Source organism: Brevibacillus schisleri (genome assembly GCF_055685845.1).
This window is the reverse complement of the sequence record NZ_JBVNDM010000001.1, coordinates 691,041-706,264: the sequence shown is the minus strand read 5'-3', so window position 1 is coordinate 706,264 and position 15,224 is coordinate 691,041. Positions and strand designations below refer to the sequence as shown.

At 50.0% G+C, this 15,224-nt stretch carries 13 protein-coding genes; 4 read left to right on the top strand and 9 right to left on the bottom strand.

Annotation, left to right across the window (positions count from 1 at the left end; all coding sequences use genetic code 11):
- Positions 1–25: 25 nt before the first annotated feature.
- Complete coding sequence (purH, locus tag ACUUHJ_RS03700) at positions 26–1,576, bottom strand: bifunctional phosphoribosylaminoimidazolecarboxamide formyltransferase/IMP cyclohydrolase (protein WP_472298267.1); 1,551 nt, start codon at positions 1,574–1,576, stop codon at positions 26–28.
- 181 nt (positions 1,577–1,757) lie between these two features.
- Entirely contained in the window at positions 1,758–2,135 is a 378-nt protein-coding gene (locus ACUUHJ_RS03695) for a hypothetical protein (protein ID WP_472298266.1), read from the bottom strand.
- A gap of 422 nt (positions 2,136–2,557) precedes the next feature.
- Between ACUUHJ_RS03695 and ACUUHJ_RS03690 the strand changes: the two genes are divergently transcribed.
- Entirely contained in the window at positions 2,558–3,493 is a 936-nt protein-coding gene (locus tag ACUUHJ_RS03690; RefSeq protein ID WP_289676046.1) for a magnesium transporter CorA family protein, read from the top strand.
- 60 nt (positions 3,494–3,553) lie between these two features.
- Here the strand turns inward: ACUUHJ_RS03690 and purN are convergent, their stop codons facing one another.
- The 7 genes from purN to purC form a co-directional block, all read right to left on the bottom strand.
- Positions 3,554–4,162: a phosphoribosylglycinamide formyltransferase gene (gene purN / locus ACUUHJ_RS03685; protein ID WP_289676045.1), complete on the bottom strand. Its 609-nt coding sequence runs from the start codon at positions 4,160–4,162 to the stop codon at positions 3,554–3,556.
- A complete protein-coding gene (gene purM / locus ACUUHJ_RS03680) occupies positions 4,156–5,196 on the bottom strand; it encodes a phosphoribosylformylglycinamidine cyclo-ligase (protein ID WP_087342151.1) in 1,041 nt (346 codons plus the stop codon). The genes purN and purM overlap by 7 nt, the downstream gene beginning before the upstream one ends.
- A 213-nt stretch (positions 5,197–5,409) precedes the next feature.
- The gene (gene purF / locus ACUUHJ_RS03675) at positions 5,410–6,828 is read right to left on the bottom strand and encodes an amidophosphoribosyltransferase (protein WP_289676044.1); all 1,419 of its coding nucleotides are present in this window, start codon (positions 6,826–6,828) and stop codon (positions 5,410–5,412) included.
- A complete protein-coding gene (gene purL, locus ACUUHJ_RS03670; RefSeq protein WP_289676043.1) occupies positions 6,813–9,056 on the bottom strand; it encodes a phosphoribosylformylglycinamidine synthase subunit PurL in 2,244 nt (747 codons plus the stop codon). Before purL ends, purF begins: the two co-directional genes overlap by 16 nt.
- Positions 9,037–9,729: a phosphoribosylformylglycinamidine synthase subunit PurQ gene (gene purQ, locus ACUUHJ_RS03665; RefSeq protein WP_172141848.1), complete on the bottom strand. Its 693-nt coding sequence runs from the start codon at positions 9,727–9,729 to the stop codon at positions 9,037–9,039. Before purQ ends, purL begins: the two co-directional genes overlap by 20 nt.
- Positions 9,730–9,733: 4 nt before the next feature.
- Complete coding sequence (purS, locus tag ACUUHJ_RS03660; RefSeq protein WP_232774453.1) at positions 9,734–9,982, bottom strand: phosphoribosylformylglycinamidine synthase subunit PurS; 249 nt, start codon at positions 9,980–9,982, stop codon at positions 9,734–9,736.
- Positions 9,975–10,694 (bottom strand): phosphoribosylaminoimidazolesuccinocarboxamide synthase, encoded by a 720-nt coding sequence (gene purC / locus ACUUHJ_RS03655; protein ID WP_012684340.1) that lies wholly within the window; start codon positions 10,692–10,694, stop codon positions 9,975–9,977. The genes purS and purC overlap by 8 nt, the downstream gene beginning before the upstream one ends.
- 266 nt (positions 10,695–10,960) lie before the next feature.
- Here purC and ACUUHJ_RS03650 point away from each other — a divergent pair, with 266 nt between their 5' ends.
- From ACUUHJ_RS03650 to ACUUHJ_RS03640, 3 genes are all read left to right on the top strand, one after another.
- Positions 10,961–12,667 carry a methyl-accepting chemotaxis protein gene (locus ACUUHJ_RS03650; protein WP_289676041.1) on the top strand — a complete coding sequence of 569 codons (1,707 nt, stop codon included), beginning with the start codon at positions 10,961–10,963 and terminating at the stop codon, positions 12,665–12,667.
- 94 nt (positions 12,668–12,761) lie between these two features.
- A complete protein-coding gene (locus ACUUHJ_RS03645) occupies positions 12,762–13,961 on the top strand; it encodes an iron-containing alcohol dehydrogenase (protein ID WP_472298265.1) in 1,200 nt (399 codons plus the stop codon).
- Between the two features lie 95 nt (positions 13,962–14,056).
- Complete coding sequence (locus ACUUHJ_RS03640; protein WP_289676039.1) at positions 14,057–15,172, top strand: aminopeptidase; 1,116 nt, start codon at positions 14,057–14,059, stop codon at positions 15,170–15,172.
- Positions 15,173–15,224: the final 52 nt, after the last annotated feature.

Below are 15,224 nucleotides of genomic sequence, written 5' to 3'. Positions count from 1 at the left end.
GAAAGTTACTCCCGAATAGCCTCTTTTAGTGCTTGAAATGACGCGTGCCGGTAAAGATCATCGCAATGCCTGCTCGGTTGCAAGCATCAATCGATTCTTGGTCGCGAATGGAGCCGCCTGGCTGGATGATCGCGGTAATCCCTGCTTTGGCTGCCGCTTCCACGGTATCTCCCATCGGGAAAAACGCATCCGAGGCCATAACCGCGCCACTTGCCAATGCACCTGCTTGTTCGATGGCGATTTTCGCTGCCCCAACGCGGTTCATCTGGCCTGCACCCACACCGATGGTCATATTGTCTTTTGCCAAGAGAATCGCATTTGATTTGACGTGCTTGACGACCTTCCACGCGAATTTCAGCTGTGCCAGTTCCTCTTCCGAAGGCTTGCGGTCTGTAACCACTTGAATCTCGCTTTCTTCGAGCTGCTTGTAGTCGAAGTCTTGAATGAGTGCCCCGCCTGCAACAGGAGCCACGCGGAACAGATTGTCCACTTTTTTGGCTGGTTCATTCAGCGCAGAAATACGCAAGAGACGGAGGTTCTTTTTCTCAGCCAGAACAGCCAACGCCTCGTCGGTGAAGTCCGGTGCGATAATAATTTCCAAGAAAATCTCTTTCATCGCGAGTGCGGTGTCACGGTCAATCGGGCGGTTTGCTGCCACGATCCCACCATAAATAGAGACAGGGTCTGCTTCGTACGCTTTTTGGTAAGCGGCGCGAATATCAGTACCGATCCCTACTCCACACGGGTTGGAGTGCTTGATCGCAACAACAGCAGGTTCAGCGAATTCGCGTACAATCGCCAACGCTGCATCTGCGTCATTGATGTTGTTATAGGAAAGCTCTTTTCCTTGCAGTTGGCTTGCATTCCCGATGCTCAACTGATCAGACAACGGCTCACGGTAAAATGCTGCACGTTGATGTGGATTTTCCCCATAGCGTAAATCCTGTGCTTTCTCATAAGTCACGGTATAGCTCTCAGGCAGCAGTTCGCCCACCTGCTCACTTAAATAGCGAGAGATCAAGGCATCATAGGCAGCTGTATGACGGAAAACTTTTGCAGCCAGCTTGCGACGGGTTTCTAGCGTAGTATCGCCATTTGCATCAATTTCTTCTGCTACTTTTTCATAATCGGCTGCATCGACCACGACACTGACAAACGCGTGATTTTTCGCAGCAGAACGCAGCATTGTTGGTCCACCAATATCAATATTCTCAATGGCATCTTCATATGTCACGTCTGGCTTCGCTATTGTTTCCTTGAAAGGATAAAGGTTTACGACAACCAGATCAATGGTCTCAATCCCGAGGTCTTTTAGTTGCTGCACATGTGCTTCACTGTCCCTTACAGCCAAGAGGCCGCTGTGGATATTGGGATGCAACGTTTTGACGCGACCGTCCAAAATTTCTGGAAATCCAGTCACTTCAGAAATGCCAATGACGGGAACTCCCTCTGCTTTTAAAAGAGAAGCCGTACCCCCGGTAGAAATGATCTGTACCCCGGCGGCTACCAATCGACGGGCAAACGGAATCAACCCTGTCTTGTCAGAAACGCTGATCAACGCTTTTTTCACACTCACGGATAGAACCTCCTGAATTTTAGTGAAAACATGAGTAACTATTGACCAAAACACGAACAATACTTATATATTATAAAATAATTGTACGCTATTATCAATAACTTCGTGAGGAAAACAAACGCAGCCGCCCATGCCTGTTCGGCACCTGCGACTGCATCCACCTGTATTTGCTTTGATGAAATTATCGTTTTTTCTTGCCTTTGCCTGATAGCCTTTTGATGCGGTCTGACAGGGAGACTGATTTGCCTTTGGCAGTCGCCCTGATTGGCTTGATCGGCTTCTTCGACTTGCGGCTCCTCGCCTTTACTTCTTTGGGCATTAAGTCCCCTAGCTCTTCCATGGAGATGGAATTGCCGTCCTTTACACGATCCCTGACGCGCTCTTTCGTCTCCTCTGGCACTTCGATTCCCATATTTCCCAGCTCATCGAGCAGCGCATCTACATTTGCTCCGCCCTTCGGCATTTTTTCCGCGAGCTTCATAATATCGTTAAGCGTCCATTGCCGCCCTGTTTTTTGGCTTAGCTTATCGAGCAAGTTCGAAACAAAATCTCCGCTCAAGTCGGCCCCTCCCTTTGTGGGAATATCCCTCTTTTACTGTATGTCGCAAGAGTTGATTTGGTTTGTCATGATTCGCGGAAGAAGCATAGCAGCAAAATAGGGTGAGTCGGTCATGTTAGAAGCCGACACCGTCTGAAAGGACATGAATAACATGCATGTAGGACGAGAAAACAAGAGGGTTTTTATTTTCGAAAGGGGGGAACGTTTTAATGGACAGTAGTCCAAGTTGCGGAATGAATAACTGCAATCAAGATTGTGTACGGAGAATTTTCCGGCCTTGTGGCGCTGCGGCATGTTCCCCATACCTTATTTATCATTCTCCCTTTTTATGGGACGAGTGTATGTAAGTATCTATATGTAGACATGCTTGCGCAACATGGTCGTATCCCTCCGATCCTTCTTTGCGAAAGGATGAGAAAACCATGTTGAACATTTACAAAACGAATACCCTCGGAAAAATAGAAGAACTGCAACAATTTGAAAAAGGCTGCTGGATCCATCTGACCGATCCTTCTGAACAAGAAAAGCAACAAGTCGTCAGGGAGTTGTCGATTGACCTTCATTTTTTGCAGGATGCCCTTGATGACGAAGAAATCGGACGGATCGACAAGGAAGGGAACCGCGTGAAGCTCTATGTGGACATTCCGATCTCTACGAAAGAAGCGACGAAGGAAAACTATACGACGGTTCCATTGGGAATCATGGTGACGGAGGATTATATCTTAACGGTTTGTCTGGTAGAAACGGCTGTCATGAATGAGTTTGTCCAAGGAAAAGTGAAAAGCTTTCACACGCACATGCGAAACCGGTTCGTCCTGCAAATTTTATCGAATACGTCGCATGATTATTTGCATTACTTGAAAAAAATCAACAAGCAGACAGAAACGCTGGAAAAATCGTTGCGGCAGTCGACGAAAAACAATGAACTGCTTACCTTGCTTGAATTGCAGAAAAGTCTCGTCTATTTTTCGACGTCCTTGGAAACGAACAGTCTGTTGATCTCCCTGCTCCGGAGTGGCGGTTATTTGAAAATGTACGAAGAAGATAAGGCGCTGCTGGAAGAAGTAAAAATCGAAACCAAGCAGGCCATCAAAATGACGGAAATCTATACCGCTATTTTAGGGAACATCATGAATGGCTTTGGTTCCGTCATCTCCAATAATCTGAATCGCGTATTGAAGCTGTTGACCGCCATTACTATTGTCATCACGTTACCTATGGTCATTGGCACCTTTTACGGGATGAACGTCGGGCTTCCTTTTCAGGATCATCCGCACGCATTCACGATCATTATGATCATGTCCACCGCCATTACGTCCGTAACAGCCCTCCTGTTTTGGAGAAAGAAGTATTTTTAAAACGGATGACCAAAAAACCGACATCGTAAAAGGATGTCGGTTACTGCTTTCTCTCTCGATTTACGTCAGCTGGACAAGTCTTCCTTCCAGCTTCACTCTCTCTTCTGCTAAGTAGCCAATGACCTTCACCAAAAGCTCATGCTCCACAGCATGGATGCGAGCCGACAAGGTCTCAGCCGTATCTGATTCTTGCACCGCTACGGGAATCTGGGCAATGATCGGCCCTGTATCCAGACCGGCATCAACCAAATGTACCGTTACCCCCGTTATCTTTACCCCGTATGCGAGTGCCTGACCAACCGCGTCTTTTCCCGGGAAAGCAGGCAAAAGTGACGGATGCAGATTGATGATTTTTCCTTCGTAGGATGACAAAAGAGTGTCGCCCACCAACCGCATGTAGCCTGCCAGCACAACCAGCGATATATCGCGTTTTTGGAGCTGCGCCACTATTTCCTGCTCAAAAGCAGCCTTGTCTGCATACTCCTTCGGTTGAAATACAAAGGCGTCGATTCCCAAACGCTCTGCCCGTTCCAAAACCTTGGCGCCGGGCTTGTCGCACACGAGTAAGGCAACTTCTACACCTGCGAGCTTGCCGTCCTGTACAGCCTGTACGATCGCTTCAAAGTTGGAGCCGCTCCCAGAGGCGAAAATGGCCAGCTTTCTCACCATTCCACCCCGTTGTATACGACTTTGCGCTCTCCCGCTTGAATATTTCCGATCAAATACGCTTGTTCTCCCAGCTCTTGCAGCTTTTCCATCACACTTACTGCGTCTTCCGGCTTCACGACAAGCATCATGCCAATGCCCATGTTGAACGTTTTGTACATATCCGGGTAAGAGATGTTCCCCGCTTCTTGTACCAGCTCGAAAATTGGCAGCACAGGCCAGGAACCAACGTTGATCACAGCCTGCATTCCTTCTGGAAGCACGCGTGGAATGTTTTCAGTAAAGCCGCCGCCTGTGATGTGTACCAGAGCTTTCACTTCATGTGACTCGAGAACGGATAGCACTTGCTTCACATAAATGCGGGTCGGTGTCAGCAGCTCTTCGCCTAGCTTTTTGCCCAATACGTCAACATGATCATGCAAGGACATGCCTTTGTCTGCCAAAAGAACCTTGCGAACGAGCGAGAAACCATTGCTGTGCACGCCGCTGGAAGCCAGACCGATCAGTACATCGCCTGCCGCCACAGAAGCTCCCGTAATCATTTTGCTCTCGTCCACGACACCTACGGTAAAGCCTGCGATGTCGTATTCGCCTTCTGCGTACATGCCAGGCATCTCGGCAGTCTCCCCGCCAATCAGCGAGCAGCCGGACTGGGAGCAGCCTTCCGCGATCCCTTTGACAATCGCTTCGATTTTTTCCGGAATTACCTTGTCTACAGCCAGATAATCGAGGAAAAAGAGCGGCTCTGCCCCTTGAACCACTACGTCATTGACGCACATAGCGACCGCATCGATGCCGATTGTATCGTGTTTGTCCATGGCAAAAGCGAGCTTTAGCTTGGTTCCTACCCCATCTGTTCCGGAAACGAGAATCGGTTTCTCGTATTTTTTGGTATCCAGGCGAAACAGCGCTCCGAACCCGCCCAAATCAGTCATAACTTCGGGGCGGAATGTTCTTTTGACGTGCTTTTTCATGCGCTCGACGGCTTCGTTGCCCGCATCGATGTCTACGCCAGCTTGTTTATATGCTTCACTCATCGTTTCTCCCCCTAGCAAGAGGTGCTTGTATTAGCGGTTGTTCAAAAAGCCATCTTTTGATCACGAAGTAATCATGAAAGCAAATTCGGCGTCGAAAGTAACGTTCACCTTCGGAGTCCGGTGCTCATGTAGGTTCCCTACACTCCGCTCCTCCTACTTCAGGTTCTCGTCACTTTCTTGGTGCTGAAAAGACGACTTTTTGAACTGGTACTGTTAGCATTTGAGCGCAGGTAGCGCTTCTTCGAACTCAATCTCTGTCGGATATTCTCCGTTAAAGCATGCGAGGCAGTGTCCTCTATTAGGAGCCGAATCGGTGCGGCCAATTGCATCGATCATTCCTTCAATAGACAAGAACGACAGCGAATCAGCCTCAATGATTTGACGAATTTCCTCTACGGATTTGGTCGCCGCAATCAGTTCCTCACGCGACGAGGTGTCGATGCCGTAAAAACAAGAATTCATAACGGGCGGAGAGCTGATACGCACATGCACTTCTTTGGCGCCAGCCTCACGCAGCATGCGAACAATCCGATTACTCGTCGTACCGCGAACAATGGAGTCGTCAATCATCACGACGCGCTTGCCTTCCACTACTTTGCGAACCGCAGACAGCTTGAGATAGACAGCGCGCTCACGCAGCTCCTGACTAGGCTGAATGAAGGTACGTCCCACATAGCGGTTTTTGATCAAGCCGATTTCGTACGGAATTCCTGTCGCTTCCGCAAATCCGATAGCAGCAGAAATACTCGAATCCGGTACACCTGTGACGACATCAGCATCAATCGCGGATTCCAATGCCAGCTGCTTGCCCAGACGTTTGCGCGCCATGTGGACGTTGATTCCGTCGATGTCGCTATCTGGTCGGGCAAAATAAATGTATTCAAACGTACAAATCGAACGCTGTGTCGTTTCGGTATGCTTGCTCTCGGTAATGCCATTCTTGTCGATGACGATCAGCTCACCCGGTTGCACGTCACGCCAGTACTGCGCGCCAATGATATCGAACGCACAAGTCTCGGATGCGACAGTGATCGCATCTCCGAGACGTCCTAGTGACAGCGGACGCAAGCCATTCGGATCGAGGGCGATCACGAGCTGGTTTTCGTTCATGACGAGAAGCGCATACGCTCCCTTGATGTATTGCAGGGCGTCCTTTACCGCTCCTGGCAAATCCTTGCACTCAGAGCGGGCGATCAGGTGTGCGATCACCTCAGTGTCACTGGTCGTCTGAAAAATGGAGCCCTTTGCTTCCAGCTCTTTTCTAAGCACAGCGGCATTTACGAGATTCCCGTTGTGGGCAACTGCCATGCTGCCTTGTGCATAGCGGAAAAAGAGCGGTTGGGCGTTTTCAATCTTACTCGAACCAGCAGTCGTATAACGGGTATGACCAATTGCGATATGACCACTGAACTTCTCCAGATCGCCCTTGCCAAAAGCCTCTGACACGAGACCCATTCCGCGGTGCTTATACCATTTCTCGCCGTCGGAGGCGCAGATACCTGCGCTCTCCTGACCGCGATGCTGAAGGGCGTGCAGACCCAAATAGGTCAATTGGGATGCTTCATTGTGGTTGTAGATGCCAAAGACGCCGCATTCTTCGTTCAATTTGTCCCAGATTAGCCGATCAAACATGGAATCGCATCCTTCCAGGCTGCTTTCACCTCTTGAGTCGAAGCGTTGATCGCTTCTGTACCGTTCACGTTCACTACCAGACGATCACCGCCGACCGTACCGATGTTTTCAGCAGGTACGCCATGTTCACCTGCCAATGCGAGAATCGCCGCCGCATGCTCCCCAGATGCACTGAGCAAGATGCGCGATTGAGATTCACTGAACAAGAGCACATCAGTACGCAGCTCGGACGTAAGAGTCACCTGCGCACCGAAGCCTTTGCCGAAGCAAGATTCAGCCAGTGCGACACCCAGACCACCTTCGGACAGATCGTGTGCGGAGTTCACCAGACCTTGGCGAATCGCTGTGAGAACCAGCTTTTGTACGGCCGCTTCCTTCGTCAGATCGATTTGTGGAGGACGTCCGGAAATGCTGCCCGTAGCCATCTTTTGATACTCACTGCCGCCCAGCTCAGCAAAGGTCTCGCCCAACAAGATGATCGCGTCGCCTTCGTTTTTGAAATCCTGGGTCGTAATATGGTCAACATCAGTGATCAAGCCGACCATTCCCACCGTTGGGGTTGGATAGATCGCGTCACCGCTGCGTTCATTGTAAAAAGATACGTTTCCGCCGATGACCGGAGCATCGAGTGCTACGCACGCTTCGCTCATGCCCTCGCACGATTTTTCAAATTGCCAGAACACCTCAGGCTTTTCCGGACTTCCGAAGTTCAGGCAGTCCGTAATCGCCAGCGGCTCTGCACCGGAGCAGACGACGTTGCGCGCAGATTCTGCAACCGCAATGGCACCGCCCACTTTTGGATCGAGGTACACATAGCGACCGTTGCAATCTGTACTCATAGCAAGGGCCTTGCGAGTACCGCGCACCATGACAACAGCAGCGTCAGAACCAGGCTTTACAGCTGTGCTTGCACGCACGATATGATCATATTGCTCATATACCCACGCTTTATTCGCCACGGTTGGCTGAGCCAGCAAGCTTTTCAGCGTACCATTCAGATCTTTCGGTTCTTGGATTGCTGCCAACACATCTACATTCGCGTTTGCTTCGTAGTAAGCAGGCACCGCAGATGGACGATGGTACACAGGCGCGTCGTCAGCCAAGCTGTCTACTGGCACCTCTGCTACTACCTCACCTTGGTGCAACAAGCGCAGCTTGCTGTCTTCCGTTACTTTGCCCACGACAGCGGACGCCAAACCCCATTTGTCAAAGATCGCAATCGCTTCTGCCTCTTTGCCTTTTTCCACGACAACGAGCATACGCTCCTGAGATTCAGACAGCATCATTTCGTATGCAGACATGCCAGCTTCGCGCTGTGGCACGAGGTCCAGATTCATTTCGATTCCGTTCCCTGCCTTGGATGCCATCTCGGAGCTGGAGCTCGTCAGGCCAGCCGCTCCCATGTCCTGAATCCCGACAACGATACCCGTGTCGATCAGCTCCAGGCACGCTTCCAGCAGGAGCTTTTCCATGAATGGATCGCCGACTTGTACTGCCGGGCGTTTTTTCTCGGACTCTTCTGTGAGCTCCTCGGATGCGAAGGTCGCCCCGTGAATACCGTCACGCCCCGTGCTTGCACCAACGTAGATAACAGGGTTACCGATACCGGACGCTACCCCTTTTTGAATCTTCTCGTGGTCGATCAAGCCGACACACATGGCGTTGACAAGCGGATTGCCTTCATACGTAGGGTCGAAATTCACTTCGCCACCCACAGTCGGAATCCCGATGCAGTTCCCGTAGCCTGCAATACCTGCAACAACGTTTTCGAACAAATATTTGACGCGAGGAGACTTGAGCTCCCCGAATCGAAGCGAGTTGAGCAGCGCAATCGGACGCGCGCCCATCGAGAATACGTCACGGATGATACCGCCCACACCAGTCGCTGCCCCTTGGTACGGCTCGATCGCAGATGGGTGGTTATGGCTTTCGATTTTGAAAACAACCGCCTGATTGTCACCGATGTCGACAATACCCGCACCTTCCCCAGGTCCTTGCAAAACGCGAGGTCCTTTTGTCGGGAAACGACGCAGGACAGGCTTAGAGTTTTTGTAGGAGCAGTGCTCCGACCACATGACGCTGTACAGACCTGTTTCCGTCCAGTTCGGCTTGCGGCCGAGAATTTCTACGACACGCTGATATTCTTCGTCAGTCAGACCGATTTCTTTGTATAATTTTTGATCGGCAATTTGTTCGGCTGTCGGTTCTTTATGCGTGAGTTGTGACACTGTTCTGCTCCCTCCAAGTCTTCAGGATCGAGGTAAACATGCGGCGTCCGTCATCGGAAGTCATCCAAGAGTGGACGGCACGCTCCGGGTGAGGCATCATGCCAAGTACGTTTCCACGTTCGTTGCAAATGCCCGCGATGTCTTCCAGAGAACCATTCGGATTCTCGCCATGATAGCGGAAAACGATCTGTTTGTTCGCTTTTAGTTTCGCCAGCGTTTCCTCATCACAGTAGTAGTTTCCTTCGCCGTGCGCGATCGGAATTTGGATAACTTCCCCTGCCGCGAAATCACGGGTAAAGGAGGTATCGTTGTTTTCCACACGTAATTCGGACAGCTTGCAACGGAATTTCAGTGAACGGTTACGCAAGAGTGCTCCTGGCAACAGTCCAACTTCGGTCAGAATCTGGAAGCCATTGCAGATTCCCATAATCAGCTTGCCTTCTTCTGCTGCCTTCACCACTTGCTCCATGACGGGTGAAAAACGAGCGACCGCACCACAGCGCAGATAATCTCCATAAGAGAATCCGCCTGGCAAGAGAATCGCATCATATTTAGAAAGATCCGTATCGGAATGCCATACGTAATCTACAGGCACTCCCATTACGTCTTCAACTGCGTTAAACAAATCAACGTCGGCGTTCGAGCCTGGAAAGACGATAACGGCTACTCGCATATCCTTAGCCCTCCACGATATCAAAGCGATAGTCTTCTACCACCGTATTGGCCAACAGCTTTTCGCACATTTCACGTACACGCTCTTCGGCTTGCGCACGGTCAGCAGTGTTCAATTCCAGCTCCATGTACTTCCCGATGCGTGCATTGTTTACTTCATCAAAACCCAAGGTGTGCAGAGCACCTTTTACAGCGTGTCCTTGCGGGTCCAAAACACTCTCGCGCAATGTTACATAAACAACAGCTTTAAACATGTACGTCTCCTCCTAGTCTCGTAAGCATTTCTTTGTAAGCTTCCTCCACATTACCCAAATCGCGGCGGAAGCGGTCTTTGTCGAGCTTTTCATTCGTTACCGAATCCCAGAAACGGCATGTATCCGGGGATATTTCATCGGCGAGGAGAATCTCCCCGTCCGCTGTTTTTCCGAATTCCAGTTTGAAATCGACCAAGGTAATGTTACGCTCGCGCAGGTAAGGCACGAGGACCTCGTTTACAGCAAGACCCATACGCTCCAATGTCGCTTGGTCACTCTCGCTTGCAATCCCCAACACTTTAATATGGGAGGCATTCACCAATGGATCTCCCAGTGCGTCATCCTTGTAGTAAAACTCGACAACGGGCTGCGGAAGCACAGTTCCTTCTTCCATGCCAAGACGCTTGGCCAATGAGCCTGCTGCGATATTGCGAACGACTACCTCCAAAGGGATAATCTCCACTTTGCGAACAACTTGCTCTGTGGCGGACAGCAGACGGACAAAATGGTTGTCGATGCCCCGCTCCTTCAGCATAGTGAAAAAGATTGCCGTAATGCGGTTGTTCAGCTCACCTTTTCCGGTGATTTGCGCCCGTTTCTCTCCATTAAATGCTGTTGCGTCGTCTTTGTACTCTACCCAGTACTGATCAGGCAAAGATGTCCGATAAATACGTTTCGCCTTACCTTCGTAGAGTTGTTCTTGTTTTTCCACCGTAGGAGTCACCTTCCCAGTCAAAAAGGTTGAGTTTAGGTTAATTCACGAACGTTTCAACTACATTAAAACACAAACATACGCATTTATCAACGAAAAATGCTGGAATAGACTTCGACAAATGTTCGGGATTTACTGCATGTTTTTCGCACTATAGATGTTAACATTCGTTTACATGTTCTCCATACTAGCTTTACATCTCCTGATTACAATAGTCCTTAGTCTCGGGACTTTTCGACCATCCACTTATCAGGAGGCAACTGGAGATGCACGCTATCTTTCGCCATTTACTCACTCCCTTTTCTCGCCTACACAGGCAAGTGCGGCTCCGTACCAAGCTGACGATCCCACTTCTGTTCATCCTGCTCATTTCTTCTGGCATGATTGGCTGGACCTTTTACACCCAGGCAAAACAGGTGATGATTTCGCAAATGGAGTCCCGCCTTGACTCAGAGACGGACAAAACCACTGAAAAAATTTCGCTTTTAAAGTTCACTTTCGCTAGCGACGATCAAGCCTACCAAAAGCGCCTTCAATACGAATTGCAACAGCAAGAAAGCAATCTGTCTCAGGAAGGCTTGATACTCCAGCAATATCTGGTCAAAAATGGAGCTTTTCATCCCATTGAAAACGTGACAAAGGGCGCGATTGAAATCCCGCAAGATATCGCGATACGAATGCAAGCCGAGCGATTCGGCGTGATTCATGTCCCTGTCGATAACCACATACATACACTGGCCTTTACGCATTCTCCTGAGGAGAGCTACATATACGTCATAGACGTTTTGCAGGAGTCCTATCTAGGTCCTCTTCACGAGATAACCAAAATTATCGTGATGACCATTCTCGCTAGTCTGTTCCTTTCTTTGTTGCTGTGCTTGCTGGTTGTGAAGGGGATAACAGCGCCTTTTCAGACGTTGATTATGGCCATGCAACAGGTAAGCTCGGGCGATCTCACCCATCGTTCCCGTTTGCAAAACGAGGGGCCAGAGATTCGTGGAATTTCTAACAGCTTCAATCACATGGTAGAGCAAATGTGTGAGATTATTGCTGAAATCCAACTTATGATTGAGGAACTGAACAAAGGCGGCATCGCGATCAGGCAAACAGCCGATGAAGCAGGCGACCGTTCGTCGATGCTGTCTTTTCGTCTCGATACAGTCAATCAAGGCGTCGAACAAACTGCTACCTCAACAGATGGCGCCAGCGCCTCTTTTCAGCACATCAAGCAATCGATGGATGGACTGTTTGCGCGTATTTTCTCTGTGATTGAAGCGGGTAAAAAGATGCAGACAATCACCCACCATGGACAAAATCGTATCGATGATTTGAACACGATGATCAATCGCTTCTCCCACACGTACGCACAGGTCGACACCCGCATGACAGAACTGCGTCGACAATCAGAATCTATTGGACATGTTGTTCATCTGATCCAAAACGTGGCGAAGCAAACCAAGCTTCTCGCTTTAAACGCGAGTATTGAAGCGGCCCGTGCTGGAGAAAACGGACGCGGATTTGCTGTCGTGGCAAACGAGGTAGCCAAGCTTGCCAGCGAGTCGGAAAATGCCACAGTAGAAATCACGCGACTGATGGACGCTGTTCAGGAGCAAACCCATGAGATTTCCTCCGAAACCTCACAAGCATCCGAACAGCTTCAGCAAAGCCTGCAAAAGCTCTCAGAGGCTGCATCTGCTTTTCTTGAGCTTCGACAAGCTGTCGATCAGACAACGGGAGAGCTGCATATTGCCAACGTGGGGTTATCCGACATAACCGAAGGCTTGCACACCGTAGACATGGCATTCGATGCGTTTGTTGCCGTTTCACAAGAGACCAAAAGCAGCACAGAAGAAATGTTGGTCGCCTCGCGCGAACAGCTCACTTCTATTGAAAAATCACGTCAATTGGCAACAGAGCTTCTAGCCTTATCTGAGCGGCTGCAAGAAATCAGTGATCGCTTTCGCGTTGCCTAAACAAGATGAGCCTCCCCCTCCGGGCAGGCTCTTTTCGTTTGTTTATGATAAACTTGTCAGTGGTATAACCAATACGTGAAAGAAGGAATTTCAGATGTTTCCATTTGAAGTGTCTTTTCCTACCAAAATTTACTTTGGCATAGGCGAACTGGAACGTTTGGGCCAAGAAGCAAAATCATTAGGCCAAAAAGCATTGCTCGTTACAGGCGGCAATGCTGCCAAACGTACAGGACTTTTGGACCGCGCCAAGGCTCTGTTGCAGGAAGCTCAAGTGGCGTATCTTGTTTTTGACAAAATTGAACCGAATCCGCGTACGGCAACAGTTGATGCCGGCGCTGCGCTTGCGCGTGAGCATCAGTGTGACTTCATTCTGGCTATCGGTGGCGGCTCCGTGATGGATGCCTCCAAAGCGATTGCGGCAGCAGCCGTTTCCGGACGCCCGATTTACGATTACATGCGGGGAAATCCGAGCGGTTCTGGTCAATTACTGGTACCCGTTCAGGAAGCACTGCCGATCATGACCGTCCCGACAGTAGCCGCTACTGGTTCGGAAGTAAACCATATCAGCGTCCTAACTAATTGGGACACGCATGAAAAATCTTCGATCAACGGTCCAGCACTTTACCCGAAGATTGCCATTCTTGACCCGTCTGTCACCTTTACCGTTCCGGCTCGCGTCACAGCGGAGTCTTGCGCCGATATCTTTTCCCATCTGTTTGAAAACTATTTGATCAGCGCGGAAGGGACCCACGTACAGGACGGGATTTCCGAAACACTCATTCGCCTCGTCGTCGAGCACTCCATCACAGCGATCCAGCAACCAGACAACGCTGAAGCAAGATCCACCCTTTTATGGGCGAGCACGCTGGGCATCAGTCCCTTCGCTGCTGGCGGTCGCGGTGCTGGCATGCCTTTGCACGGAATTGAACATCCGCTGAGCGGAATCTACGATATGGCTCATGGTCGTGGACTGGCGATCCTGTCCCTTCCGTATTTCGAACAGGTGATATTGCAAGACCGTCCCGAGAGACTAGCCCGTATGGGACGTCATTGTTTTGGTGTTACGGTGGAGAACGAGGACGAAGCAGCACGAGCAACGATTGAAGCCGTTCGCCGTTGGTATGAGCGCATGGGAATCACCGAACGTCTGTCTGACTTCGGTGTAACCAAACAATCACTGGCCCAAATGGCTGAGGAAGCGGTTCGCATTGGCGGACGCGGAATCGGATATCTGCCTAGCTCACGAAAATTGAATGAATCCGATGTAATCGCGATCTACGAGGCTTACCTGTAATGGAAGCATCAAACACACTGGCGAGCCTACGCTCAGTTATGTAATAATACAAATTAATCACTAATCAAAATTATTTTACTACGGAGGTTACCACCATGGCAGATCCACGCATTAATGAACTGGCAAGCCGTCTCGTCCGTTACTCGCTTAATTTGCAAAAAGGCGAAAAAGTTCTGATCGAAAATACAGGCCTCCAACCTGAACTCGTTCGTGCACTTGTACGTGAATCATTTGCAGTTGGGGCTCTGCCTTTGGTCACCTTAAAAGACCAGGAAGTCATGCGTGCACTCTATCAAGGCACGAGCGAAGAACATATGGCTCTGATGGCAAAATACGAATATGACCGGATGAAGGACATGGACGCTTACATCGCCATCCGCGCTTACGACAACATCAACGAGTATGCTGACGTACCAGAAGACAAAATGGGCATTTACGCTCGCGTCCTGTATCAACCTGTACATACGAACGAGCGCGTTCCGAACAAACGCTGGGTTGTACTGCGCTACCCGAACAAGTCGATGGCGCAGCTGTCCAAAATGAGTCTCGAGAGCTTTGAGGACTTCTACTTCTCCGTCTGCAATCTGGACTACGCGAAAATGTCAGCTGCCATGACTCCGTTGAAAGAGCTGATGGAGCGCACTGATCGCGTACGCATCGTCGGTCCAAAAACGGACCTGCGCTTCTCCATTAAAGGAATCAATGCCATCAAATGTGACGGCAAACGCAATATCCCGGATGGCGAAGTATACACCGCTCCTGTACGTGATTCCGTGGAAGGAACCATTTTCTACAACGCCGCATCGATCTACAACGGCATTACCTTCAATGATGTTCAGTTCACTTTCAAAGAAGGCAAAATCGTAGAAGCGACCAGCTCCAATACGAAAGCATTGAACGACATCCTCGACACGGACGAGGGCGCACGCTATATCGGAGAATTCGCGATCGGCTTCAACCCGCACATCCTCCACCCGATGCTGGACATCCTGTTTGACGAAAAAATCGCGGGCAGCTTCCACTTCACGCCAGGGAATGCTTACACAGTAGCAGACAACGGCAACCGCTCCTCCGTTCACTGGGACTTGGTCCAAATCCAACGCCCTGAATACGGCGGCGGCGAAATCTGGTTTGACGATGTGCTGATCAGAAAAGATGGGCGCTTTGTGTTGCCAGAGCTGGAAGGCTTGAACCCGGAGAATTTGATTTAAGTGCAATGAATGAAAAAATGGGTTAGGGAATGAGGCTCCCTAGCCCATTTTC